The organism is Desulfovibrio porci, assembly GCF_009696265.1.
Taxonomy (GTDB): domain Bacteria; phylum Desulfobacterota; class Desulfovibrionia; order Desulfovibrionales; family Desulfovibrionaceae; genus Desulfovibrio; species Desulfovibrio porci.
Genome location: NZ_VUMH01000006.1, coordinates 105,830 through 130,921 on the forward strand (window position 1 = coordinate 105,830; position 25,092 = coordinate 130,921).

Consider the following 25,092-nt stretch of genomic DNA (forward strand, 5'->3'; position numbering starts at 1 on the left):
CCCCTATGCCTTGGTGAATGAAGATGCGGGCCGACGGACAAGGGCCACGAGGTCGCGTATCTGCATGAGCAGGGCCGCGGCGGCCATGATGGGCAGGGTGCCGTTGATCAGGGCCATGTTCACGTTGGTGGCCACGGAATAGGTGTCCAGGGTCTGGAGTACGTTGATCACGCCGCCGTACAGCAACAGCCCCATGGCGGTCATGCCCATGAGCGTGGCCGCGATGTCCACGTATTTGCGCGCCGCGCCGTGCAGCAGATCCACGAACATGTCCACGGCAATGTGCTTTTTGCGGTAAAACGCCTCAATGGCCCCGAAGAAGGTGATGTAGATGAAAAGAAAGCGCGCCCATTCCTCGCTGGGGGGATAGCTGGAGGAAAAGACGTAGCGCAGAAAAGCGTTGTAAAAGACCAGACCGATCATGCCGAGGAAGATGACGGCGCAAAAAATCTCGAAAAGCAGCTGGCCAAGGGTTTCGGGCTTCGCTTCGCCGTGATCCGCATGTGGATCACACGGCTTGCCGACGCCCGTTCCGGACGTCGGCGGCAGGTTGTGCTGTGTCTCGTCGTGCATACTGACCTCTGCGGGAACAATGCCCGGACAGAAAATGAACTGAGCGGAAAATTTTCGTGTTGCGGGGCCTTCCCGCCGAGCGTGTTGCGCAACGGGCCGGAGGCATTGCGCCCCCGGCCCGTGTTACACTGTGCTGATCTTGCTACTTCGCCTGACGGTAACTGGCGGCGCTGTCCAGAATCGCCTGGGCGTTGGGCACCGTGTCGTAAAAGAGCTTCCAGCTGCGCTTGCCCGCTTCCGCCATATAGTCGTGGAATTCCTTGCTGGGCGTGGTGATGTGCCCCTTGCCGTTGATAATGGTCTGCTTGGCCTTTTCATCGCCTTCGGCCACCATTTTCCAGACGTCGTCGGCGGAACGCCTGGCGGCTTCGTCAATCCACTTACGGTCCTGCTCGGGCAGGGACTGGTAGAATTTTTCGTTGATGTACAGGGAGTGGATCACCAGGATATGCCCGGTGAGGGTGATCTCGGGAGTGATCTCATACATCTTCAGGCTTACGATGTCGGCCAGAGGGCTGTCGCCGCCGTCGATGACGCCCTGGTCAAGCGCGCCGGGCACTTCGGCGAAGGGCATGGGCTGGCCGCTGATGCCGCATTCCTTGGCGAAATTGGTGTACAGCGGAATATTCGGCACGCGCATGCGCAGGCCCTTGAGGTCATCAATGGTTTTCACCGGCTTCTTGGTGTAGAAGTGGCGGAAACCAAGAGGAAAGGCGTTCAGGGTGCGCAGGCCGGATTTTTCGGTAAAGCCCTGGTTGATCAACTCAAAGGTCTTGCCTTCCATGGCGCGGCGGGCATGGTCCAGATCGTCGTAGAGCATGGGCGTTTCCAGCATGGCCATGGCCGGATGCAGGGCCGAGGTCTGGGTGCCGGTGGCGCACATCTGGATGATGCCCTTGCGGGTAGCGGCGATATAGGCGTCTTCCTTGCCGAGCTGGCTGTTGGGGAAGACCTGCACTTCGTATTTGCCGTTGGAAAGTTCGGTCAGGTATTTGCCGAACTGGTGCATGCCGATGGTTTCCGGCTCGCCTTCCGGCTTCATGCCCGCGATTTTGATCACGGTTTTGGCGTCGGCGGACGGGGCCATGCCCAATGCCATGCCGCAGATGAGGCCCAAGGCCACGAACAGCGCAATAATGCGTTTCATCAAAGATCCTCCTGTTGGTTTGGAAGCTTACCTGTTGTCCTGCACATATGCCGCGCCGACCGTCGGCGGCCTTGTACGCCACGCGGCGGGCGCGCGTCACTCCACAGCCCTGCGCCTCTGCCGCCGTCACGGACGGGGTCGGCACATCCGTTATGGGCGCGGCGGCGGGCATGCCCCCATGCCGCCTCTATGCCGCCCGGAATTCGCTTGGCTAAAACTTACTTGACCTGACCGATAAAATTCAATGTTTTTTTTTCACAAAATTTTGCCCGGCCCGGAAATGCGCGCCCGGCGCGCTTCAAGGGGCCTGGGGCCATCCGTTCTTGCTCCGGCTTCGCCTGGCTTTTGTCATGGCGGGCGGCGGGAGGAAAGGCTCGCGTGATCGCGCGTGACGGCTTTGACCCGCCATTTGTGAACGTCCGGATAAGCGGATGAACTGAAGCCCTTGACGGAAGCCATATCCTTGGGATAAAAACCGCTCACGTCATTGTGGCGACGGAGCTTTCAGTCCCGCGCCCGATGATTGTGCGCCGGGATGGTGGAATTGGTAGACGCAGCGGACTCAAAATCCGCCGAGGGTAACCTCTTGCGAGTTCAAGTCTCGCTCCCGGTACCAGGGTATTTCAGGCGGTTACGGAAACGTAGCCGCCTTTGTCTTTTGAAGCCGCTCGGATCATCAGCACCAAGGGCGGGCATGGACAAGACGGCGCGGGTCGCACTGTTGCGCGCGCGAAGCGGCGCCCGGGAGATTTCCTAAAATCATTTGATGCCGGTCTTGATACAGCCCGCTTCCGCCCTGTTTCCCTCTCTTCACATATTTCCCCTCCACGGCAGTACCTCTTCCGCTGTGTGACAATGCCTTTTGAAGGCTGCGTACCGTCCATTCGAACAAGCATTTCCGCACATTGTTTTGCAGCGGCGGCTGAAAAAACAATCTGATGGCGTCATGATTTGGAGTGCTATCTTCGTAGAAATGGATAATCTGGCGCAATAGTATCTTACGTACTCACATTGTTTATCCGATTATCCTGCAATCTTTTGTGGAAGTGGTTGACAATCTCGATATGAACCGCTTTATTTATACTGTCACACCCTCCTTATAATAATATGCGAAGGAGATATCTCATGGAAGGTTCACGAGCTCAATCTTTTGATATCAATAATGAAAAGTTGCGGAAAATTCAGAAAGGCGCACTGCAACCGTCAGGGGCGGTTCAGGTGGATTATTTCGGGCATTCCTGTATACGGATTGTTTCTCCTTTGGGACTGTCCATTTTGATTGATCCGTGGCGCAATGACCCCGACTGGGGCTGGTGGTTTCCGGAGGATTTTCCGGAAGTTGAGGTTGACATCGCCATTTCCACGCATGCGCACTTCGATCACGATGCGTTGCATATTCCAAAAGCGCTGATCACCATGGAACGCATGGTGGGGACATATGCACTGGGGGATATCAGGATTACCGGCTTGGCGGACAAGCACATGTCCGCTTCTGTCGGCAAAACACGCTGGACGGACATTCAGAAAGATACGGGAGAAAATTTCGCGCCTCCGGGCAACAACCTTCATATGGACAATATCATCTACGTTGTGGAAACAGGCGGAGTCACATTGGCGCACTGGGGCGACAACAGGCCGGATCCGGATGAATTTGTAGATGGCTATCTACGGATGAATCCCATTGATGTGTTGTTTCTCCCTGTTGATGAAAGTGAACATATTTTGAGCTATTCCCAGGCTGATGCTATCATGCAGGCGTATAAACCCGGCCTGACCATTCCCATTCACTATCTTGCCCATGGCGTGAACACAGTGCTGAGCACGCTGCAACCCTGTGATCCGTGGATACAGACCCACAAGAACATTGTCGATATTCCATCTTCCCGGCTTACCGTAACGCCGGGAAAATTTCCTCAGAATGGAGAGGCGGTCGCTACATTCGGCAATAATTTCACGCGGGAATGATGGGGAATGTTTTGCTGTTTGACGGCCGCGCCCCTGAACCGCGTGACGTAAAAAAAAGAAGGCCGGACGTCGAAACGGCGTCCGGCCCGCGTTATGGACGGCAGTCCCTCAGTCGCGGCTTTTGTCCGTGGTCAGCAGCAGGACGGCGGCAAGCACCAGGCCGCTGCCGAGCCAGCCGGCGAGGCTGAAATTTTCCTGCCAGAACAGCCAGACCCAGAGGGTGCTCAGTACGGGTTCCAGGTGGCAGGTGACCGCCGCGCGCACCAGGCTGATGCGCTTGAGTCCCTGACCGTAGCAGGCGTAGGCGAAAAAGGTGGTGGTCACGCCCAGCGCGGCGAGCCAGAACCAGACGCGCGGCTCATGGTCGAGGCTCACGGGCACGCAGAACCAGAGTGCGAGTACGCCTCCGGCCAGCATGAAGCCGTAGATGGTGGCCGTGGCGTAGTGGCTCTGCCACCAGCGGTAAAAAGGATAGTGCGAGGCATAGCAGATGCCGGTCAGCAGGCCGCAGGCAATGCCCGGCACGGAGGTCTGTCCCGGCAGGCTGCCGCCGGAAAAGCAGACCAGGGTGGTGCCGGTCAGGGCCACGCCGATGGCGCTCAGTTTGCGCGGGGAAATCCGCTCCCGGAAGAGCAGGCGAGAGAAAACAGCCACCCAGACCGGCGCGGTGTACAGCAGCACCACGGCCATGGCCGCGCCGCTGAGTTTGATGGCGTATTGGGTGGCTCCGAAAAAAACGCCCACGCCCCAGACTCCGAAAAGCAGAAAAATACCGGCGTCGCGGGCGCGGATGAACAGGCCCTTGTGTGCGGCGGCGTGGAGCAGAAACAGTATGCCGCCGAAAGCGGCGCGCCAGAATGCGGTTTCCAGCGGGCTGACCCCCGCGTTCATGCAGATTTTGGAAATCACGCCGATCAGCGACCAGAAAAAGGCCGCCAGCAAAATCCAGACATAGCCGTTCAGGCGGTCAGCGGGCCGCATGGGATTCCTCCGGCCCCGCGTGGGGGGCATCCTCCACCGCCGCGAGGCCCAGAGCCGCGAGCATCAGGCCCGCCACCTGAGTCTGGCGCGCGGGCAGGGGCAGATTTCTCCAGGCCCGGCCCATCAGCCAGAGCGGCACCCGGCGGGTCTGCTCCGTACTGTCGTAATGGACGCGGTCCGCATCCATGCCGTGGTCGCTGGTGATCAGCGCGGCATAGCCCGCGTCCAGCCAGTTCGGCAGATAGCGGGCCAGCAGGCCGTCCGCCGCGCGCGCGGCCTCGCGGTAGGCCGCGGCATCCGCCCCGGCCGTGTGCCCGGCGAAATCCACGCCCATGGAATGGACCAGCAGCAGGTCCGGCGTATGGCGCAGGCGCAGGGCCTCGGCGTCGCGGAACAGCTCGTCGTCGGGATAGGCGTCCTGGCTGTAGAACAGACCGTGGCCGACAGGCAGGGAGGGATCGTCGACCAGGCGGTCCCGTTCCGGCGCAAAGGGCGCGCGGTTGCAGAGTTCGCTGACCCAGCAATAGGCGGCGGCGGCCGTGCTCAGGCCCGCGTCCCGCGCCCGCTGGAAAACGGTCGGCGCGGGGCAGAGGCGGGCGTCGTCATTGCGCAGGATGCCGCTTTGGACCGGACTCAGGCCGCAAAGCAAGGTGGCATAAAGCGGGCGGGACAGCGGGGGCAGTTCGGCGTCCAGCTCCGTGTAGCGGGCCTGCTCCGTTTCGGTGAGGGCGCGCAGATAGCTCATGCAGCGCCGGGCCGTGGCCGCGCCCAGGCCGTCCAGAAGCACAAAAACTAGGCGGCCCATCACCAGTCCCCCCGGCCCGCCGGGCGTTGCGGGAAATCCAGATCCGGCGCTTCCGCGCGGAGCCGGGCGGCGGTGATGCCCCGGACGTTGAAGTTCCGCCTCAGCCAGCGCAGGTAATCGTAAATTTTTTGCAGCAGCGCGTCGGCGGCGGCCTGATCCGGCACATTGGGCGACGCGCCGGGCAGCATTTCCGAGGAGTGCCAGAACAGGCTGAGCACCTTGCCGCCGCGTTGCGCGTGCAGACGGCTGGCCAGACGCATGACGCGCGGACTGTGCCAGACCGGGTTGGCGCTCAGCGCGCCCCAGAAATGAAAGGAATCCAGCGGGCCGGGCCTGCCGCCGGTCAGCCCGCGCCAGAGCCGCGCCAGCGGGCGCCAGAGGGGAATCTGGGTAATGGGCGCTTCCAGCAGGCGACCCGCCCCTTCGACCCAGTAGGGATCGGCCGGGGCCAGAAAATGATCCGGGCCGTCCCTGAAGGCGCGCAACGGGCAGACGGAACTGTCCAGAGTGATGCCTTCCTCGGCCAGCAGGGGGCGCACCACGTCTTTAAGATCCCAGCGGCCCATGCGGAAGCTGGTCAGCGGCGCGGACTGAAAGTCCCGTCCGGCGTCCAGCAGGGTGCGCAGGCGTTGGCGCAGGAGTTCGCGCGGCAGGCGGTCGGTGCGCGTGGGCGGCCCGTCAGCGCCGCCTGTGCCGTCAGCGCTGGTATCCGTGAGGGGCGGGGTGCTCCAGTGGTGCAGATGCGCGCCGATCTCCGCGCCGCAGTGGTCGCGCATCCAGGCCAGAGCGGGCCGGGCCTCGGGGCTGGAAAAAACCGTATGGGCGCAGAAGAGCGTCAGGGGAAAACCCAGTTCCCGCGTCAGCGGGGCCAGGCGGGGCAGCAGTGTGACATTGCGCACCCCGCAGCCCGACGCGGCGTAGCGGCCGGAAAACAGCCCTTCCTCTTCCACATCCAGACTGACGACAACACGCAGGACGGGCGCGCCGGGCCGCGCGTCCGTTTCAGGGGCGTTAGTGCTCATCGCTCCATAGTATGCCCGCCCGCTCCGTAAGGCAATGCCGGGCGGGACTTGCAAAAGCGTGCGGAATGCATAGTATGCTGGCAAGCGCGGCCGCGAAATCCGTAGCGGAGCGCGCTTTCGCACAGGAGCCACATGACGCGACCCTTGAATGTCCTTTTTCTTATGGAAGATCTCTGCTTCGGCGGCACCCAGCGCCAGACTCTGGAACTGGCCCGCCGTCTGGACCGGAAGCGCTTCTCTCCGGCCATGCTCACACTTACCGGAGCCACTGATCTGGATGAGGCGGCCCGCGAGGCGGGCATCCGCCTGACGCATCTGGGCGCGTCACGCCGCGCGGCCCCCCTGTTTTTTCTGCGCCTGGCCGCCGCCCTGCGGCGGGCGGCCCCGGACATTCTGGTGCCCTGCACGGCCCTGCCCAACATCTGGGGCCGGATCTGGGGACGCGCGTTGCGCGTGCCCGTGATAGTGGGCACCTGCCGGGGCGGCGGCGGGCCCAAACGCCAGCATGAGCGCTGGCTCTGGCGCTTGACCCGGCACATGGTCTGCAATTCCGAGGCCTTGTTCCGCACGCTTCAAAGCATGGGCGTGCCAGAAGCGCATCTGAGCTATATCCCCAACGGGGTGGATGTGGATTTTTTCCGGCCCGGAGACACGGATCCGTCCGCGCGGGAGCCGGTGATTCTGTGCGTGGCGCGCCTGGCGCGCGACAAGGATCACCTGACCCTGCTGCGGGCCTTTGAGCTGATTCTGCAAAGCCGCCCTGAGGCGCGCCTGCGTATTGTGGGCGACGGCCCGGAGGAGGCGGCCCTGAAGCGCTGGGCGCAAGGCCGTGCGGCGGGGGCGCGCGTGGATTTCTTCCCCGGCGGCATGGACATGCGGGAGCATTACGCCGCGGCCCGGATGTTCGCGCTGGCTTCCGTGCGCGAGGGCCAGCCCAACGTCATTCTGGAGGCCATGAGCTGCGGACTGCCGGTCTGCGCCACGGCGGTGGGCGGCATCCCCCGCCTGGTGGAGGAAAAGGTCAACGGCTTTCTGTCCCAGGCCGGAGACGCCGAAGCCCTGGCCCGCAACTGTCTGCGCGTGCTGGACGATCCGCAGGCCGGAGATGCTCTGGGACGGGCCGGGCGCGGCCGGGTGGAGCGGGATTTTTCCTTCACGGCCATGGTGGAGGCGCATCAGGCCCTGTTCGAGCGGCTCTGGCGGGAAGCCGGGCGGGAACAGGCGTCAGCCGGACGGAGCGGGGAGCAGACGGCATGAGCGCGCTGTCCGCTTTTTCCCGCGCGCTGCTGGTCGCGCTCCTCACGGCGCTGTCGTCAGGGTTCATCCGGAGCGCCCCGGCGCTGGCCGATCCCCCGTCCGTAGTCGCGCCGCCCGCCGCCACTGATGCCGCGGCGGAAGAAAAAGACGTTCCGCCCCCGGCTTCCCCGCCCCCGGTGGAGGCTCCTGTGGAAGTGAGGGAGCTCTGGACAGGTTCTCTGTATACGTCCTCCTTCCGGGTGGGGATGTGCGTTTCCGCCCAGGGCGCGGTGCGGGGCGTCCTGCACCTGCGTCTTGCCAACGGCCAGGTGGATGTTTACCACTTTACCGGCACTGTAAAAGACAATGCCATCGAAGCCTCCCATTCTTCCGGGCATACTTTCAGGGGACGTCTGAGCGCGCCGGACAAGGTGGAAGGCACAATCAACCTCAAGAACGGCATGAAGATCAAGCTTGAGGGCAAGCGCATCCAGGATGTGCCGCTTGCGCCTGAAGATTGCGCTCCCCTGCCGGAATAGCGCTCAGGAGTATCCAATGCTGGCGTTCTGGTTTTGCGTGGGCCTGGCCCAGTGCGGCCTGCTGTATCTTCTGGCCCGTTGCGGGCGCGCTCTGATCCGCAAGGCGGAGGAAGAGCGGGCGGGCGGGCGTTTTGCGCCGCCGGGCGGCTGGCCCAGGGCCGCCATGATTGTTCCGGTGGCGGGCACGCACCCGCGCATGGCCGATGCCTTGCAAAGTTTGCTCAACCAGGATTATCCCGACCTGATGCCGGTGCTGGTGACGGCCACGGCGGAAGAACCCGCGGCGGAACTGGTCCGCCGTCTGCGCGAGGATTTTCCCGCAGTGCGGCACGTGGTGGCCGGTCCGGCCGACGGCTGCGGCCAGAAAAACCATAACAGCCTGCAAGGCGTGGCCGCCGTGGGCGACGCGGCCGACGTCTATATTTTCTGCGACAGCACCCATCTGGCCCGGCCGGACTTCGCGCGTTGCCTTGGGGGGCCGGTGGCCAGGGGCGAAGCAGCCTTCAGCACCGGCTATCATACCGTGGAGCCGCGTGACCGGCGCCCGGTCACCCTGGCCTATGCGCTCAGTGTGCTGCTGATGCGTTTTCTGCAGGCTCTTTCGGCCTTCACCCAGCCCTGGGGCGGGGCCATGGCCATGAGCCGGGACGCTTTTGAGCGCTACGGCGTGGCTGAACTCTGGGCGCATAACGTGGTGGACGACTGTTCTCTGGGAGCCCTGCTGCAAGGTCGAGGCGTGCATGTGCGTCTGTGCGCCGCCGCGCTGCTGAGCACTGAAGCCGCGGATCACAGCCTGCCGGTCTGGCGAGCCTGGATGGAGCGCCAGGTGCTTTTTCTCAAGTTCTGCATGCCTGGCCAGTGGTTGCTGCTCGGCGTGCTGGCCGCGTTGATGGCCCTGCCGCCCGTCTGCGCCGGCCTTGCGCTGCTCGGCGGCCTGCTGGGCCTGGGCAGCGGGGCGGCCTCGCTGCTGGGCCTGCTCTGGCTGGCGGCCCTGGCCGGTACGCTGGGACCCTGGCGGGATTTTCTGCCCCGGCCTGTGCCGCTGGGGCGCTGGATATGGGCTTTTGTCTGCGCGGCGGGCATGTTCGTCCTGGTGTATCTGCGCAGCATTCCCGCCAAGGCGATTGTCTGGCGCGACAGGGTCTACACGGTGGGACAGGGCGGAACCGTGCTCAATGTGCGGCGGCGTTGAGGCTGTCGCGGTGGAGAAACGCGTTTTGACACTTATCCCGGCCCGGAGTAAGAACATAGCGGATAAACTGATGCCAGTCGGCGGCGGGGCGGAGCCCCGGCCGTGCGGCGCGGCTTTTTCACGTCTTTTTCATATGGTAGTTGCGTTATGATCGCCATGTCCGATCTTTTTCGCGTCAGCCTCCGGCAGGTTGTGCGCCAGCGCGGTTTCGGGGTGATACTGTCCATCGCCCTGGGTATTACCGCCTTTATCGCGCTTTCCGTGCTGGGCCGCGAAATCCGGTATAAAGTGGGCCAGGATATGGTGCTCATGGGCGGGGTCAACGTTATCCAGATCTACATGGACGACCAGCAGTATCCCGGCCAGCCCCAGCGCGAATTTTATCCTGAAACCGTGGAGGCCCTGCGCGCCCTGCCGGGCGTGGGCATGGTCAGCCGCAATCTGCGCGGCGGCAGGATGTTCACGTTGCGCGGCGAAGGCGAGCGCTCCATGAACGTGGATTTCATCGGCGTGGATCAGTACTTCGCCGAGGTCTACTCCCTGACCCTGGTGGCCGGTCGGCTTTTTAACGCGGATGACATGGAGCGCCACCGCCGCGTCTGTATGCTGGGGCGTGAAGCGGCGCGCAACCTGTACGGGGATCCTGCCGACGCGCTGGGCAAATTGCTGTTTCTGGAAAAAGACGTCTTTGAAGTGGTGGGCGTGGTCAGCGGCGTGATGCTGGGCAGCTGGGGGCAGGGAGGCTTTTTGCCCTATACCACCATGATGGACCGCAACTGGGCCGGCGGCAAGGTGACGCGGCTGTTTATCCGGGCCATTGGCTGGGAAGACGTGCCGCCCCTGGTCCGGCTGATCCCGGAAGTGGTGCGCGAGCATCAGAGCGCGCCCTATCTGGTCGTCCGCACCCAGGAGGAACAGCTTGAGCGCATCAAGACCACCTTCATGTGGGTGGAAGCCCTGCTCTGGCTGGGCATCGCCGCGTCGCTGATGCTGGGCGGCTTCGGCATCTGGTACGGCACGTTCGCCGCGGTGCGCGCCCGCACCCGAGAGGTGGGCCTCAAAAAGGCCATGGGCGGTTCCGATACGGATATTCTGGCCCAGTTCCTGGCGGAAGCCCTGTGCAAATCCGTGGCCGGCGGCATATTGGGCATTGTCGTGGGCGTTGTCCTGGTGGAGGTGGGCGCGTGGTCGTTGGGCACGGGCATCTCCTACCCTCTGTTGATCGCCAGCAGCTCGGGCAGCATTGTCTTTTCCGCCCTTATCGGTGTGGCCGGAGGTCTGTATCCGGCCCTTCAGGCCAGCCGCATGGACGTGGTCTCCGCCCTGCGTTTTGAATAAAAGGTGAAGCATGGCTCCGGTTATCGTCGCCAAAGATTTATATAAATGTTACGCCGGATTCGCGCCGGTGCTGCGCGGCGTGAACATCGAGGTGCAGGCCGGTGAGCTTGTGGCCATCATGGGTCCCTCGGGGTGCGGCAAGTCCACCATGCTGCACATTCTGGGCATGCTGCACGCGCCCGACGCCGGTTCTTTGGAAATCCTCGGCACGGATGTCCTCGCGTTCAACCGTGAGCAGACGGCGGCCTTCCGGCGCGGGAACATGGGCTTTGTGATGCAGTCCAGCAACCTTTTCGAGCACTCCACGGTGTTTGAAAACGTTGAATTCCCTTTGATTTATGAAGGAATACCGCCGCAGGAACGCTGGGAGAGGGTGATCCGGGCCCTGGAACTGGTGCGTCTTTCCGCCAGGGTGCATTACCGCAGCAACCGCCTGTCCGGCGGCGAGCAGCAGCGCGTGGCCATCGCCAGGGCCATGGTGAACAATCCGCGCATTCTGCTGGCCGACGAACCCACCGGCGCGCTGGACGCCCGCACCAGCCGTCTGATCATGGAAAATTTCCGCACGCTCTGCCATACCGGCGGCGTGTCCATGGTCTTGGTCACCCATGACCCCAAAATGGCCGAATACTGCGACAGCATCTATACTCTGGAGGACGGCGTCCTACACTGCCGCCGCCGCGAACTGCCGCCGCTTCCGGAGCATGAGGCGCAGACGCTGTTGCAGCCGCCGCCGCCCGTGGTGCGCGGCGCGCTGGTGGCCGAGCGCTTTCCCGAGGCGTCGGGCCGGAACCTGATGGAAGAGGCCCACCGCCTGCACGCCGCGGGCCTGCTTTCGCGCATTTACGCCATCCGGGGCAGCGGCCTGCTGGGCAATCCGGAGGGCTATGCCCTGCCCCTGGCGGTGCGCCGCATCGGCTCGTGGCATTTTTTCTCCGTCTGCGCGGCCCTGTTCCGCCAATTGCGGGGCTCGTCCCATTCTCTGTGGGGGCTCTGGCGTGACTTGCCCGTACGTTCCCGCTGGGGCCGGGGCTTGCCGGGGCACCTCTGGGCCTTTGGTTGCGGGGCATTGCTGGCCCGCTGGGGCCTGGAGGAAAAAATCGAATTTATGTACGCCACCGGCGCTCACAGCGAGGCCACGGCCAGTTGGGTGGCCGCGCGCCTGCTGGGATTGCCTTTCGCCTTTTCCGTGCGCGCCCAGGATCTGGCGCGCCCCGGCAACGACTGGGCCGTCAAGGCGGCGCAGGCGGTCTTTGTGCGTTGCGATACCGGGGCCACCCTGCAGGCCCTGCGGGAGTTGCTGCCGGAATTGCCGGAGGACAGACTGGTTCTGCTGCGCGATCCCCTGACCCTGACCCCGCCCGAGGACGACGCGGACATGCCCTTGCCGTCCGGCGTCCAGCAGGGCGCGCAGCCTTTGCAGATTCTGGCCGTGGGCACCATCAGCGCCCGCAAGGGCTATGATCTGTTGCTGCGGGCCTGCGCGCAGTTGCGCGCCAGGGGTCTGGATTTCCGTCTGAAGATCGTGGGCCAGGGGCCGGAACGCCTGCGTCTGCGCTGGCTTGCCTGGCGTCTCGGCCTGCGTAAGGTTGTGGATTTTGCCGGTCAGACGCCTCACGAGAACATGGCTGATTTCTATAAAAAAGCCGACATCTTCGTGTCGCCGGGCCGCAGGACCGGTCAGGGCGATGCGGACGGCCTGCCCTCGGCTCTGGCGGAAGCCATGGCTTTCGGCTTGGCCGTGGTGGTCAGCGACCTGCCGGGCCTGACGGAAGCCGTGGAGGACGGGAAAAGCGGTCTGGTGACGCCCCAAAACGACGCGGCGGCCCTGGCCCAAGCTCTGGAGCGTCTCGCCGCGCAGCCCGGAGAACGCGCCCGGCTGGGCAATGCGGCCCGAACGCGCATCCACGCTCTACTGGATGAGCAGGAAAACGAAAGCCGGTTGGGCGCGCTCTTCAGCCGGGCCATTCGCACAGCCTGACCGGACCTGCCCGGTTTTCAGCGAGCCACGGGAAGGAAATATCCATGGACTTTACGGGAGTACGCGTGCTGGTGGTGGGCGATGTGATGCTTGACCATTACATCGCCGGCCAAGTCAGGCGTATTTCTCCGGAAGCGCCGGTGCCCGTGGCTTGCGTGCGCAAGCGTTGGACCGCTCCTGGCGGCGCGGCCAATGTGGCCCGCAATTTGGCCCGTCTGGGCCTTCAGGTCGCTCTGACCGGCTTGGCTGGCCGGGATGAGGCCGGTGAGTCTCTGCGCAGGGAGCTGGCCGCTGAGGGCATCGACGACGGTCTGGTGTATTCCGCTGCCCGGAGCACCACGCGTAAAACCAGGATTATTGCCCAGGGCCAGCAACTGCTCCGTCTGGATGAAGAAGTGATCGCGCCGCCGCGTCCGGAAGAAAGCGCGGCCCTGCGCGGAAAAATTCTGGAATTCCTTCCCGCCTGCGGCGCGGTGGTGCTGTCCGATTACGGCAAGGGCGTCCTGCTGGACGACGCTGAAAACGGCGGCCTGTGCGCGCCGGTCATAACAGCGGCCCGCGAACGCGGCATTCCCGTGCTGGTGGACCCCAAGGGCGGGCAGTGGCGGCGCTATGCCGGGGCGCAGTGCGTGACGCCCAACAGCGTCGAGTTCGCCCTGGCCTGCGGCCTGGAGTCCGGTGACGCGCCGGATCAGCGGGAACGCGAAACACTGGCTGGTCGCCTGCGCGAAAGCTATGGTCTGGAACGGATTCTGCTCACGCGCGGGGCCAAAGGCATGGCCCTGTTCGCCGGAGGCGAGCCGCCGTGCTATATCCGGGCCGCCGTGCGTGAAGTGGCCGATGTTTCCGGCGCGGGCGACACGGTCATCGCCACCTTGGCGGCCTGCGTGGCCAAGGGCCTGGACTGGAAGGAAAGCGCCCGCGTGGCCAATACCGCGGCCGGTGTGGCCGTGGGCAAAATGGGCACCGCGCCTGTGTCCCTGGCTGAACTGAACCAGGCCCTGCGGGAAAACGCCGACAATCCCAAACTCTACGGCGGTTCCGCGCTGCTGGAAAAGCTGGAGGAGTGGCGGTGCAGAAATGAAAGCATTGTTTTCACCAACGGCTGCTTCGACCTGCTCCATCCCGGTCATATTTCCCTGATCCGCCAGTGCGTGGCCCTGGGCGACCGCTTGGTGGTGGGGCTGAACAGCGACGCCTCGGTGCGCCGTCTCAAGGGGCCCGGCCGCCCGGTCCAGAATGAGCAAAGCCGCGCGCTGCTGCTGGCCGCGCTGCAGGGCGTGGACGCGGTGATTCTTTTTGACGAGGACACGCCCCTGGAGCTGATCCGCCAAGTGCGGCCCGATGTATTGGTCAAGGGCAGCGACTATACCGTGGAAACCGTGGTGGGTGCGGATCTGGTGCGGGAATACGGCGGACGCGTGCATCTGGCCCATCTGGTGGACGGGTGCAGCACCACCAATCTGGTACGCCGGATGGGCGCGGAGAAGGCCTGAGCAGGGTCCGTCTGGTCCGGCCGCTCTCCAGACTCTGGCCGCAGGAGGCCGTATGCAGCGCATTTTTGCCGCCGATATCGGCGGAACCAATTGCCGTTTCGCCTCGTTCAGTCTGGTTGAAGGCTGTCTCAACCTCGAACGGGTGGTCTGGATCAAATCCGCCGGTCTGCTGGACACGGACATGGTGCTGACCGCTCTGGAGCGTGAGCTGGAAACTCCTCTGCGCGCGGCGGACGCCCTTGTACTGGCTCTGGCCGGGCCGGTACAAGGCGGTTTGCGCGGCAAACTGACCAACGGCGCTTTGCGGGTGGATTTCACCGGCCTGGAGCGCCGTTACGGCGTCGCCCGCTACCGGGTCATCAATGATTTTATCGCCGAGGCCTATGGCTGCCTGACGGAAATCGGGGAGCAGGCGCGTTGTGTGGTCAGCCCCGCCGAACAGGCCGAAATACCGGCCACGGCCGGTCGGGGCGTGCTGGGCGCGGGCACGGGGCTCGGCACGGCTTCCCTGGTGCATGACGGGCGCGGCGGCTGGCTGCCGGTGCCGGCTGAAGGCGGTCACGTCTCCTTTCCCTTTGCGGGCGACGAGGAAAACGACTTTCACAACTTTCTTTGCAGGGAATTGGGCTATCCCTTCGCGCGCGGCGACGACGTCCTCACCGGCAAAGGGCTTTCCCTCCTGCACCGCTACCTCAGCGGCGAAGACCTGGAGGCCCGCGAAGTGGGCGCGCGCGCCCTCAGTCGGGATACTCCGACCCTGCGTTGGTATTCGCGTTTTTACGCCAGGGCCTGCCGCAACTGGATTCTGACCACCTTGTGCCGCCGCGGTTTGTGGATCGCGGGCGGCATCGCCAGCCGCAATCCGCTTAGCGTTACAAGCGACTATTTTCTGGAAGAGCTGTATACCACCCCGCATTTCGCCGCCCTGGTCCGCTCCGTGCCCGTTTATCTGATTGAGAACAAAAACAGCGGATTGTGGGGGGCGGCCCAGGCCGGCCTGGAATTACTGCGCCGCGAGGCGCATTGAGCGCGGGCTTCGAAACAGGGCTGCCTGCCCCATCCCGAAGTCCGGCTGAAGAGAGAAAGCATATCCGCCGCAAGCCCGATCCCCGCGCAGGCCGCCGTGTCCGGGCGATATCCCCCGTTTTCGGCGAAGGTCTCCGGCGAGGCCCTGGTCAGCCGGAACCGGAATGCCTTTTCCCATGCTGTCCCGGGAAATCCGGGGCAAAGCCCGGCGACGGAAGGCGGCAATGGAAGAATTATGGCTGCTGAACAGGACATCGAATTTACTCCCCTCCAGGGCATGCCCGCCACGCCTTTCAGGATCGGCGGCGACGACCTGAGCTGCGCCCTGGTGGTCTGCGGGGCGGAGAAGGATTATCCGCTCATCTACGTCAATGAGGCCTTTCTGGCCTGTGTAGGGTACAGCCGCACGGAATTTTTTGAAAAAACCGGCGGTTATTACGCCGCTGTCATTCATCCGGAGGACAGGGAGCGCGCGCGGGCCATTGTGGACGAGGCCGCGCCGGAAGGGCGCGCCTTCAGCGCGGAATACCGGGTGATGAAAAAGGACGGCGGCGCCGTCTGGTTGCGCGAAGCGGGCAGGGCACTTCTTGCCGGGGACGGATGCCTTATTACCGTCAGCGTCTGCCGGGATCTGGGCAGGGAAGTGGCGTTGCGCGAGCGGCTGAAACAGCGCGGCCGACAGTTGCAGGATTTGATGGACGCGCTGCCCTGCGGCATCTGCCGGGTCACCGCCGATGACAGCCTTAGCATTATCTATGCCAACAATTACTTTTACTCCATGCTCAACTATACGCCCGGCAAGGCGGCGGAACGGCATCTGCACAGCGTTGAGGCCTTCATCCATCCGCGCGATATGAAGATGGTCCGGAGCACGATACGGGAAAACATCGCGCAGGGCCGGACATTTTTCGAGTTGGAACACCGCTTTTTCGACAGCGCGGGAAAAGTGCTCTGGGCTTTGATCCGTTGCCGGCTGGACCCCGAGGAACCCGGCTATCTGACCTGCGTGCTTTTCGATATCACCTCGCGCAAGCGGATGGAAGAGGATCTCCGTCTCAGCGAGGAAAAAAGCCGTATCGCTTTCCGGCACACCGGCAAGGTCATGGCCGTGTACGATCCTGTCGGCCACATCCTTTTCCAGTCGGAGGAGGACGCCGCCGTGCTGGGCGTGCCGCCCGCGATGCCCGGTGTGCCTGAAAGTTTCGTGACCAACGGCATTGTGGCGGAGGAAAGCGTCGAAAGTTTTCTGCGCTTTTACCATTCCATGCAGCGCGGCATTCCCAGCGGCGAGACCAATGTGAAGCTGAAAATTGCGGACCATTTTGAATGGTTCAGCGGCAGGTACACGCTGATATTCGATACCGAGGGCAATCCCCGACGCTCAATCATCTCCTATGAAAACGTCACTGAACAGCGCGAGAAGGAACTGGCCTACCAGAAATGGATTCAATTCTTCAAAACGCAGCAGGAAAACAGTATCGGCTATTATGAATTCAATCTGACGAAAAATATTTATGAAGGCAACGAGCGCCGCAACTCCGGTTCGCTTCCGGAAGATGTGAAATCTTTTTCAGAAACGATGGAGTATATTTTCAGCCACTATATTTATGAAGAGGATTTGCCCGCCTATCAGAGTATTTTTGATCGGGAAAAACTGTTGGGAAAATTCTACAGCGGTCAGCGCGAGATACACTTCGAGCACAGGCGCTTCAACGCTGACGGCAGCCTTTACTGGGCGTCAGCCGGCATCCAGCTCGTCCCTGACCCTCTGACCAATGACGTCAAGGCCTTCATCCTGATTAAGGATATTGACGCTCAGAAGAAAAAAGATCTTGAGTTGCGCTGCCTTCTGGAGCTGGACGCCTTGACCGGCCTGCTGAACCGCGCCACCGTGGTCGAGCGGGTCACGGAAATGCTGCGCCGGAGCGCGTCCGGCATGGAGCACGCCCTGATCATGCTGGATCTGGACAACTTCAAACTGCTGAACGACAGCCGGGGCCACCAGTTCGGCGACGAGGTGCTCAAGAGCGTGGCGGACTCCCTGCGTGACGTGCTGCGGCGGCACGATCTCTGCGGTCGTCTCGGCGGCGACGAATTTGTGGTTTTTCTGCCGCATATCCCCGCAGGCCGGGAACTGGAAAAACGCCTGGAAGCGCTGCGCGGCGCCACGGCCAAGGATTACGGCGGCGGTCTGAGCATTACCGGCAGCCTGGGGCTTGCCCGTTTTCCCCTGGACGGCGCGAATTTTGACGAACTCTACAGAAAAGCCGACCTGGCGCTCTACGAGGCCAAGCGGCGAGGCCGCGACCGCTTCGTCATCTATCATCCGGACCTGGAGGAGTAGGGGGCGGTTTCAATCCAAGCTTCCGGGCGGATGCCTTTTCGCGGCATTCGCCGCGACGCTGAAACGCCGTGCCCGCACGGCGTTTTTTCATGTTTCGCTGTTTTCAGCGCATAAAAACGCGCGGAGCCTTTTCCATGAGGCGGTCCGCTTTTTCTCCCGCTTTGTCATGTTTGCATGACAATTGTCATTTTTTTCTGAAAAGCGCATCCGTTCAGCTTGTGCTCTTTTTCTCTTATCCCTTGAAATCACAATTATTTTTAAAAGCGTGTTGCTGGCATGCCAATTGCTTAATTTGTTCCAGCAATCCCGTTTCATTGGAAAAAACTTTCAACCCCGGCCGCGCGTCTCCATGGGGGAGGCGGACGGCAGAGGCGCCGCAGACTTGGTGAACGCTTTTGGCCGAAAGCGCCGACAGCGGCATATGCGGCGTTACCGGGTTGGGAGAGCGCTTTTTTCTGTTCCCGGCCGCGCGGGCGGCCGTACCATCAGCCAGGAGAAAAGCCCATGCCGTATCCTCGAAAACGCGTCTGGATTATGGGCGGCATAATCCTTGTGGCGTGCGTCGTCTTGGCGGGTGCGGGGGTGTCCTACACTTCCGGCACGGAATTCTGTCTGTCATGTCATGAAATGCGCGTTTACCAGGATGAGCTCAAGCTCTCGTCCCATGCCAAGGATGCCCAGGGCAAAGAGATTTCCTGTTCCCAATGCCACATCCCCTCGGGCAATCTGGCGCGCATGCTGGGGGCCAAGGCCTGGCTGGGTCTGAAGGACCTCTGGATGCACAACATTGACGGCGGGACGGACCTGGACCGGGCCGCCATGCAGCCCGTGGCCCGCCGCTTCACCGACGACGCCAACTGCCGCGCCTGCCATCAGGACCTGAGCAAAAACGCCAAAAACGACGGTCCCGTTTCCAAGGAAGGCAAGCTGGCTCACGACAATTACGAAGGCAAGAACGGCCAGGCGCGCAGCGGTTGCGTGGGCTGCCATCAAAATCTCGCCCATCTGCCCGTTTTTGACGAGCGCATTCCCCATAACCGGAAGTTCGCACAGAAACTCAAGGAGAGCCGTTCATGAAGTACTGCAAAATACTGCTCTTTTCCCTGCTCGCGGTGATTGTGCTGGTGGGCGGCTATTTTCTGTACATGGCCTGGGCCTTTCCGGCCGTGCGCTGCGAGGCGGCCAAGCACCTGGACTCGCCGCAGATGGCGGGAGACTGTTATGCCTGCCACGTCAAAGCCACGCCGCGCGTGGCGCAGGAATGGTATGAGAGCAAGCACGGCGTCACCCTGGTGCGCTGCCAGACCTGCCACGGCATGCCAGACGGCAAGGGCTCGCTGCCTTTCACCCGCACGCCGGGCGTGGAAGTTTGCGCGCGCTGCCACTCCCTGTCCATCAGCCGCATGGAGGCCAAGTTCGGCAAGCGCAACGATTGCAGCAGCTGTCATCCATACCACCAGAGCGCCATGCACGGCGGCGCCTATCAGTACCGCCAGCCCAGCGCCAAGACGGAGTTGTAAAACAAGCGGACCGTACTACGGATCGGCATACCAGACATTCCGGCAACAACGAGGTTGAACATATGAATGCTTCCCGTCGCGAATTTTTACGCTGTTTTGCCATGTCCGCCGCCGTGGCCGCGGCTTCGGGCACAGGGTTCGCCACCCTGGCCCAGGCCGCGGACGACAACCGGCCGGACAAATGGGTCAAGGGCGTCTGCCGCTATTGCGGCACGGGCTGCGGCGTCATGGTCGGCGTCAAAAACGGCAAGGCCGTGGCCATTCAGGGCGATCCCAACAACCACAACGCCGGGCTGCTCTGCCTCAAGGGCTCCATGCTCATTCCGGTGCTCAATTCCAGGGAGCGCGTGACCCAGCCCATGCTGCGCCGCCGCAAGGGCGGCGAGCTGGAACCTGTGAGCTGGGACGAAGCCCTGGACCTGATGGCCCGAAAGTTCCGCGCCAGCATCGACGCCTACGGGCCGGACTCCGTGGCCTGGTACGGTTCGGGCCAGTGCCTGACCGAAGAAACCTACGTGGCCAACAAGATTTTCAAGGGCGGCTTCGGCACCAACAACGTGGACGGCAACCCCCGCCTGTGCATGGCCTCTGCCGTGGGCGGCTACCTGACCAGTTTCGGCAAGGACGAGCCCATGGGCACCTATGCCGACATTGACCACGCCACCTGTTTTTTCATCATCGGCTCCAACACCTCCGAGGCCCATCCCGTGCTTTTCCGGCGCATCGCCCGCCGCAAGCAGATGGAGCCGGGGGTCAAAATCATCGTGGCCGACCCGCGCCGCACCAACACCTCGCGCATCGCGGATCTGCATATCGCCTTCCGTCCCGGCACGGACCTGGCCCTCATGCACAGCATGGCCTGGGTCATCATCAATGAAGAGCTGGACAATCCCCGTTTCTGGCAGCGTTACGTCAACTTTATGGGACTGGACGGCAAGCCTTCGGATTTTGAAGGCTACAAGGCCTTTCTGGAGGATTTCCGGCCGGAAAAGGCGGCGGAGATCTGCCGCATCCCGGTGGAGCAGATCTATGCGGCGGCCCGCGCCTTTGCCGAATCCCCGGCGACCATGAGCCTCTGGTGCATGGGCATCAACCAGCGGGTGCAGGGTGTGGCGGCCAACAACCTGATTCACAACCTCCATCTGCTCACCGGCCAGATCTGCCGTCCGGGGGCCACGCCCTTCTCGCTCACGGGCCAGCCCAACGCCTGCGGCGGCGTGCGCGACGGCGGCGCGCTTTCCCATCTGCTGCCCGCCGGGCGCATGGTGGCCAATCCCAAGCACCGGGCCGAGATGGAAAAGCTCTGGGGTCTGCCGGAAGGCCGCATCGCGCCCAAGCCCGGCTACCACACGGTGGCCCTGTTCGAAGCCTTGGGCAAGGGCGACGTGAAATGCATGCTGATCTGCGAAACCAACCCGGCGCAGACCCTGCCGAACCTGAACAAATTCCACAAGGCCATGTCCAATCCGGAATCCTTTATCGTCTGCATTGAGGCTTTTCCGGACGCCGTAACCCTGCAATACGCCGACCTGGTGCTGGCCCCGGCCTTCTGGTGCGAGCGCGACGGCGTCTACGGCTGCGGCGAGCGGCGCTACGCCCTGACCGAAAAGGCCGTGGAACCGCCGGCCCAGTGCCGCCCCACGGTCAACACCCTGGTGGAATTCGCCAAGCGCGCGGGCGTGGACCCCAAGCTGGTGAACTTCAGGAACGCCGAGGACGTCTGGAACGAATGGCGCATGGTGTCCAAGGGCACCACCTATGACTTCTGGGGTATGACCCGTGACCGGCTGCGCAAGGAGTCGGGCCTGATCTGGCCCTGCCCCGGCGAGGACCATCCGGGCACAAGCCTGCGCTACGTGCGCGGGCAGGATCCCAACGTGCCCGCGGATCATCCCGACCGTTTCTTCTTTTACGGCAAGCCCGACGGCAAGGCCGTGATCTGGATGCGGCCCTACAAGGGCGCGGCGGAAGAACCGGATGCGGAATATCCGCTTTACCTGACCTCCATGCGGGTCATTGATCACTGGCACACCGCCACCATGACCGGCAAGGTGCCGGAACTGCAAAAGGCCAACCCGGCGGCCTATGTGGAAATCAACGCCGAGGACGCGGCCGCGGCCGGCATCAGGCAGGACGACACGGTGGTGGTGGAAACCCGGCGCGCGTCCATGGAGCTTCCGGCCAGGGTCAGCGATGTCTGCCGTCCGGGCCTGATCGCCGTGCCTTTTTTTGATCCCAAGAAGCTGGTCAACAAATTTTTCCTGGACGCCACGGACCCGGCTTCGCGCGAGCCGGAGTACAAGATCTGCGCGGCGCGCATCCGGAAAGCCTGAGGAGGCTGCCATGGCTATCGCGGGTATTGTGCTCAGTGTGACGGAAGGACGCCTGCCGGAAACGCGCGAGGCCCTGCGGGCCTTTCACGGCATCGTGGACGTGCGGGCTCTGGAAGACGGCTGCAAGCTGGCGGCGGTGCTGGAAAGCCCGTCCCGGCGTCTGCAGGAGGACCTGGAAGCTCTGAACGGCCTGGATCACGTGCTGCAACTGGATGTGGCTTACGTCAATTATGAGGAAGACCTGGACGGCCGGGGCCATATGGACTGTCCGCCGGATGGCGGGCACAGGCCCCGCCGTTGCGGCGGCGCGCCGGGGAGGGGGGCTTTGTGAGCCTGTTCCAGCCGCCGTTGCGCCCTCCGGGCGCGGCATCGGAAGAGGATTTTACACGTTTGTGCGTGCGTTGCGGCCGGTGCGTGGAGGTCTGCCCGCATCAGAGCCTGGAGCTGATGGGCGGCTTCGGGCGCCAGCGGCGCACGCCGCGTGTGAATCCGCGCAGGGAACCGTGCCGATTGTGCATGAAATGCCCGCCGGTCTGCCCCTCGGGCGCGCTGGACCCGTCGGTGACGGACATGCGCCGCGCGGGCATGGGGCGGGCCTATATTCTCAAAGACCGCTGCCACAATTACACGGACGGCACCATCTGCATGACCTGCTATGACCGCTGCCCCCTGCGCGGCAGCGCGGTGGTCCTCTCCGGGGGCGTCACCCCGGCGGTCACCACGGCCTGCGTGGGCTGCGGCGTTTGCGAATATGTCTGCCCGGTTCAGGCCGTGGAAGTGTTGCCCGCGCCCGTGTGTTGGACGCCGCCCACGGCGGCGCCGACGCTCAAAGCTCCCGGAGACGGCGCATGATGCCCGTTTTTAGCCTGTATGTGTCTTTGCGGCGTTGCGTCCAGGTCCTGACCGGGTTAGTATTCTGCCTGTTACCCTGGCTTAACGCCCTGGGCGTTCAGTGGATCAGCGGCAGCCTGTTCGCCCTGGACCTCAAGGGCGTGCCTTTCGCCGATCCCGTGGCCGTCCTGCAGGTAGCCGCCGGAGGTTTCGCGCCCGCGGGCCGCCTTTTGGCGGGGGCCGCGCTGTCGCTGGCGCTGGCGTTGTCGCTGGGCCGGGTGTTCTGTAGCTGGATATGCCCCTACGGCCTGTTTTCAGAGTTGATTTACGGCCTACGGCGACGCGCGGCCGGTACAAGGGCGGAAAGCGGCCCTGTATGGCGGGACAGGGCTTTTCTGCTCAAGGCCGGCATCGTGCTGCTGGGCCTTGCGGGCGCGGTTGCTCTGGGCTTTCCCCTGCTGAGCCAGATATCCATGCCCGGCGAGCTTTCACTGGCTCCTTTGGTCGTCTGGCAGGAAGCGGGCCGCGCGACTGCGGCGGCCCTGCCGATTCTGCTGTTTGGGATCCTCGCTCTGCCGGGAGCGTTGCTGGCGGTGGAGGCCTTCAGCGGCAAACGCTTCTGGTGCCGGTATATCTGTCCTCAGTCCGTGCTGCTGGGGCTGGCCGCGCGCTGTCTGCCCGCCCGGTTGCCGGGCCTGCGCGTGCGCTGGAGGGCGATAGACTGCACCTGCAAGGAGGAAAAACCCTGCCGCGCGGCCTGTTCGCTGGCTCTCAATCCGCGCCAGCTTGACGGCCCGTCCCGGCGGGATTGCACAATGTGCGGCGATTGCCTTAAGGCCTGCGCCGGGCGCGGCGGCGCGTTGCGCTGGCAATGGCGCGCCGCTGTACGGCACAAGCCGGGAGGCGGCGGGATCGGATCATAGCTTTTCTTTTCAACCGGCGCGTGTGCCGCCGGTCGACCTCTTATAAAAAGGAACGCGGTATGGGTATCGGGCAGTGGTCGCATGCGGAGTTTATGGCGGAAGTGCTCAAGTTCCACGGACACGCGGCTCCCGGCGTGATCATCGGCGGCTATATGGTGGAGAAGGCCCGCCGCGCCCTGCCGGAAGGCATTCTTTTCGATGCCGTTTCCGAAACCGTGCAATGCCTGCCCGACGCCGTGCAGATGCTCACGCCCTGCACCGTGGGCAACGGCTGGCTGCGTATTTTCAATTTCGGCATCTACGCGCTTTCGCTGTATGACAAGTATACGGGCGAAGGCGTGCGGGTGCGCCTGGACGTGGACAAGCTGGACTGCTGGCCGCATACCCGTATCTGGCTGCTCAAGGAAAAACCCAAATCCGAGCAGGAACCGGAACTGTTGCGCGCGGAAATGGCCGAAGCGGCCATGGACATGCTCAGCCTGAGCCATATCAGGATCAGGCCCGAACTGCTGCGGCGCAAAGGCAAGGGGGCCATCGCGCGCTGTCCCCTCTGCGGGGAATGGTATCCGGCGGCTTTCGGCAGGATCTGCCGCTCCTGCCAGGGCGACAGCCCTTATGAACAGGGACCCGGCCTGGCCTTTCACGAGCCGCAATTGACGGCGGTGCCCGTGGAGCAGGCTGTGGGGCAGCACGCTCTGCACGACATGACCAGGATCGTGCCGCAGCAGTCCAAGGGCGCGGCTTTCACAGCCGGGCAAAACCTCGATGCGGGCGATATCTGTCGTTTGCAGCAGATGGGGCGCTTTCGGGTCTATACCGAGGAGGCCGCCGGGGACAATCCGGACTTTGTGCATGAGGACGCGGCGGCCAGGGCCTTTGCCGGGCTCATGCCTGGCGAGGGCGTCGTGCCGCAGGGCGAGCCGCGCGAGGGCAAGATCAATTTTTGCGCCGATCTCGACGGGCTTTTCGAGGTGGACCGGGAGCGCCTTACGGCCTTCAACCTGCTGCCCGATGTGATGTGCGCCACGCGCCACAGCATGAGCGTGGTCCGCAAAGGCGCGCGCCTGGCGGGCAGCCGGGCCATTCCTCTGTTCCTGCCGCGTCCGGTTTTCCTCAAGGCCATGAATCTGCTGGATGACGGCCCGTTATTCCGGGTGCGACCCATGCGCAAGGCCAGGGTCGGCACGCTGGTCACGGGCACGGAGGTGTTCCAGGGCCTGATTCAGGACCGTTTCGCCCCCATTATCCGCCAGAAGGCCGAAAATCTGGGCTGCACCGTGGTGGGCGAGCGCGTGGCGCCGGATGACGCCCCGGCCATCGGCGCGGCCCTCGCGCAGTTGCTGGATCTGGGCGCGGATCTGATCGTCACCACCGCCGGATTGTCCGTGGACCCTGATGACGTGACCCGAAAGGCACTGCTGGACGCCGGTCTGACGGATATGCTCTTCGGCCTGCCCGTGTTGCCCGGCGCCATGACCCTGCTGGGCCGCCTCGGCGGCGCTCAGGTGCTGGGCGTTCCCGCCTGCGCGCTGTTCTACAAAACCACGGCTCTGGATCTGATGCTGCCGCGCCTGCTCGTCAATATCGCCATGAGCCGGGCCGACCTTGCCTCGCTGGGGCACGGCGGCCTCTGCCTGGAATGTAAGAGCTGTGATTTCCCCAAATGCACGTTCGGGCGCTGACCGCCCGGAGATTCTCTCTGACGCGCGCCGCTTTTGAAATGGCGCCAACGCAAAAGCGCCGCCAACCGCGGCCTCGGCGGAAATCCGGTTCCGTCCGAGCCGTCTTGACGCTTGTGAGAATTTCTCTTAATTTACGACCTTCAGTCATATCACGATGA

At 63.5% G+C, this 25,092-nt stretch carries 21 protein-coding genes and 1 tRNA gene; 17 read left to right on the top strand and 5 right to left on the bottom strand.

Going from position 1 to position 25,092, the window contains the following annotated elements; translation table 11 throughout:
* Positions 1-3: 3 nt before the first annotated feature.
* Both FYJ44_RS07530 and FYJ44_RS07535 read right to left on the bottom strand, forming a co-directional pair.
* Positions 4-573 carry a TRAP transporter small permease gene (locus FYJ44_RS07530; RefSeq protein ID WP_154510801.1) on the bottom strand — a complete coding sequence of 190 codons (570 nt, stop codon included), beginning with the start codon at positions 571-573 and terminating at the stop codon, positions 4-6.
* Positions 574-715: 142 nt separating this feature from the next.
* Complete coding sequence (locus tag FYJ44_RS07535) at positions 716-1,720, bottom strand: TRAP transporter substrate-binding protein (protein ID WP_154510802.1); 1,005 nt, start codon at positions 1,718-1,720, stop codon at positions 716-718.
* A 529-nt stretch (positions 1,721-2,249) separates the two neighbouring features.
* Between FYJ44_RS07535 and FYJ44_RS07540 the strand changes: the two genes are divergently transcribed.
* Together FYJ44_RS07540 and FYJ44_RS07545 are read left to right on the top strand one after the other, a co-directional pair.
* A tRNA-Leu gene (locus FYJ44_RS07540) sits at positions 2,250-2,336 on the top strand.
* Positions 2,337-2,845: 509 nt separating this feature from the next.
* Complete coding sequence (locus FYJ44_RS07545) at positions 2,846-3,685, top strand: MBL fold metallo-hydrolase (RefSeq protein ID WP_195840973.1); 840 nt, start codon at positions 2,846-2,848, stop codon at positions 3,683-3,685.
* 108 nt (positions 3,686-3,793) lie between these two features.
* Here the strand turns inward: FYJ44_RS07545 and FYJ44_RS07550 are convergent, their stop codons facing one another.
* The 3 genes from FYJ44_RS07550 to FYJ44_RS07560 are packed head-to-tail and all read right to left on the bottom strand — an operon-like array spanning position 3,794 to position 6,493.
* The gene (locus FYJ44_RS07550) at positions 3,794-4,666 is read right to left on the bottom strand and encodes a DMT family transporter (protein ID WP_154510806.1); all 873 of its coding nucleotides are present in this window, start codon (positions 4,664-4,666) and stop codon (positions 3,794-3,796) included.
* Positions 4,653-5,471 carry an alkaline phosphatase family protein gene (locus FYJ44_RS07555; RefSeq protein WP_154510808.1) on the bottom strand — a complete coding sequence of 273 codons (819 nt, stop codon included), beginning with the start codon at positions 5,469-5,471 and terminating at the stop codon, positions 4,653-4,655. The genes FYJ44_RS07550 and FYJ44_RS07555 overlap by 14 nt, the downstream gene beginning before the upstream one ends.
* Positions 5,471-6,493, bottom strand: coding sequence for a polysaccharide deacetylase family protein (locus FYJ44_RS07560; protein ID WP_154510810.1), 1,023 nt, complete (start codon positions 6,491-6,493; stop codon positions 5,471-5,473). Before FYJ44_RS07560 ends, FYJ44_RS07555 begins: the two co-directional genes overlap by 1 nt.
* 132 nt (positions 6,494-6,625) lie before the next feature.
* Here FYJ44_RS07560 and FYJ44_RS07565 point away from each other — a divergent pair, with 132 nt between their 5' ends.
* From FYJ44_RS07565 to FYJ44_RS07635, 15 genes are all read left to right on the top strand, one after another.
* Positions 6,626-7,750, top strand: a complete 1,125-nt coding sequence (locus FYJ44_RS07565) for a glycosyltransferase (RefSeq protein WP_154510812.1) — start codon at positions 6,626-6,628, stop codon at positions 7,748-7,750.
* The gene (locus FYJ44_RS07570; RefSeq protein ID WP_154510814.1) at positions 7,747-8,268 is read left to right on the top strand and encodes a hypothetical protein; all 522 of its coding nucleotides are present in this window, start codon (positions 7,747-7,749) and stop codon (positions 8,266-8,268) included. Before FYJ44_RS07565 ends, FYJ44_RS07570 begins: the two co-directional genes overlap by 4 nt.
* A gap of 16 nt (positions 8,269-8,284) precedes the next feature.
* Positions 8,285-9,460, top strand: a complete 1,176-nt coding sequence (locus FYJ44_RS07575) for a glycosyltransferase (RefSeq protein ID WP_154510816.1) — start codon at positions 8,285-8,287, stop codon at positions 9,458-9,460.
* 156 nt (positions 9,461-9,616) lie between these two features.
* On the top strand, positions 9,617-10,798 hold the full coding sequence (locus tag FYJ44_RS07580; RefSeq protein WP_229772589.1) for an ABC transporter permease: 1,182 nt from the start codon (positions 9,617-9,619) through the stop codon (positions 10,796-10,798).
* A 10-nt stretch (positions 10,799-10,808) separates the two neighbouring features.
* Positions 10,809-12,779 (top strand): glycosyltransferase, encoded by a 1,971-nt coding sequence (locus FYJ44_RS07585; RefSeq protein ID WP_154510819.1) that lies wholly within the window; start codon positions 10,809-10,811, stop codon positions 12,777-12,779.
* 44 nt (positions 12,780-12,823) lie between these two features.
* Positions 12,824-14,275: a D-glycero-beta-D-manno-heptose-7-phosphate kinase gene (rfaE1, locus tag FYJ44_RS07590; protein WP_154510821.1), complete on the top strand. Its 1,452-nt coding sequence runs from the start codon at positions 12,824-12,826 to the stop codon at positions 14,273-14,275.
* A gap of 52 nt (positions 14,276-14,327) precedes the next feature.
* Positions 14,328-15,302, top strand: coding sequence for a glucokinase (locus FYJ44_RS07595; RefSeq protein ID WP_154510823.1), 975 nt, complete (start codon positions 14,328-14,330; stop codon positions 15,300-15,302).
* A 234-nt stretch (positions 15,303-15,536) separates the two neighbouring features.
* The gene (locus FYJ44_RS07600; protein ID WP_154510825.1) at positions 15,537-17,645 is read left to right on the top strand and encodes a diguanylate cyclase domain-containing protein; all 2,109 of its coding nucleotides are present in this window, start codon (positions 15,537-15,539) and stop codon (positions 17,643-17,645) included.
* A gap of 504 nt (positions 17,646-18,149) precedes the next feature.
* Positions 18,150-18,722: a cytochrome c3 family protein gene (locus tag FYJ44_RS07605; RefSeq protein ID WP_154510827.1), complete on the top strand. Its 573-nt coding sequence runs from the start codon at positions 18,150-18,152 to the stop codon at positions 18,720-18,722.
* The gene (locus tag FYJ44_RS07610) at positions 18,719-19,165 is read left to right on the top strand and encodes a hypothetical protein (RefSeq protein ID WP_154510829.1); all 447 of its coding nucleotides are present in this window, start codon (positions 18,719-18,721) and stop codon (positions 19,163-19,165) included. Before FYJ44_RS07605 ends, FYJ44_RS07610 begins: the two co-directional genes overlap by 4 nt.
* Positions 19,166-19,227: 62 nt before the next feature.
* On the top strand, positions 19,228-21,498 hold the full coding sequence (locus FYJ44_RS07615) for a nitrate reductase (RefSeq protein ID WP_154510831.1): 2,271 nt from the start codon (positions 19,228-19,230) through the stop codon (positions 21,496-21,498).
* 10 nt (positions 21,499-21,508) lie between these two features.
* A complete protein-coding gene (locus FYJ44_RS07620) occupies positions 21,509-21,829 on the top strand; it encodes a chaperone NapD (protein ID WP_154510833.1) in 321 nt (106 codons plus the stop codon).
* Entirely contained in the window at positions 21,826-22,350 is a 525-nt protein-coding gene (locus tag FYJ44_RS07625) for a 4Fe-4S dicluster domain-containing protein (RefSeq protein ID WP_288229937.1), read from the top strand. The genes FYJ44_RS07620 and FYJ44_RS07625 overlap by 4 nt, the downstream gene beginning before the upstream one ends.
* Positions 22,347-23,252 (top strand): 4Fe-4S binding protein, encoded by a 906-nt coding sequence (locus FYJ44_RS07630; protein ID WP_154510837.1) that lies wholly within the window; start codon positions 22,347-22,349, stop codon positions 23,250-23,252. The genes FYJ44_RS07625 and FYJ44_RS07630 overlap by 4 nt, the downstream gene beginning before the upstream one ends.
* A gap of 59 nt (positions 23,253-23,311) precedes the next feature.
* The gene (locus FYJ44_RS07635) at positions 23,312-24,934 is read left to right on the top strand and encodes an FmdE family protein (protein ID WP_154510839.1); all 1,623 of its coding nucleotides are present in this window, start codon (positions 23,312-23,314) and stop codon (positions 24,932-24,934) included.
* Positions 24,935-25,092: the final 158 nt, after the last annotated feature.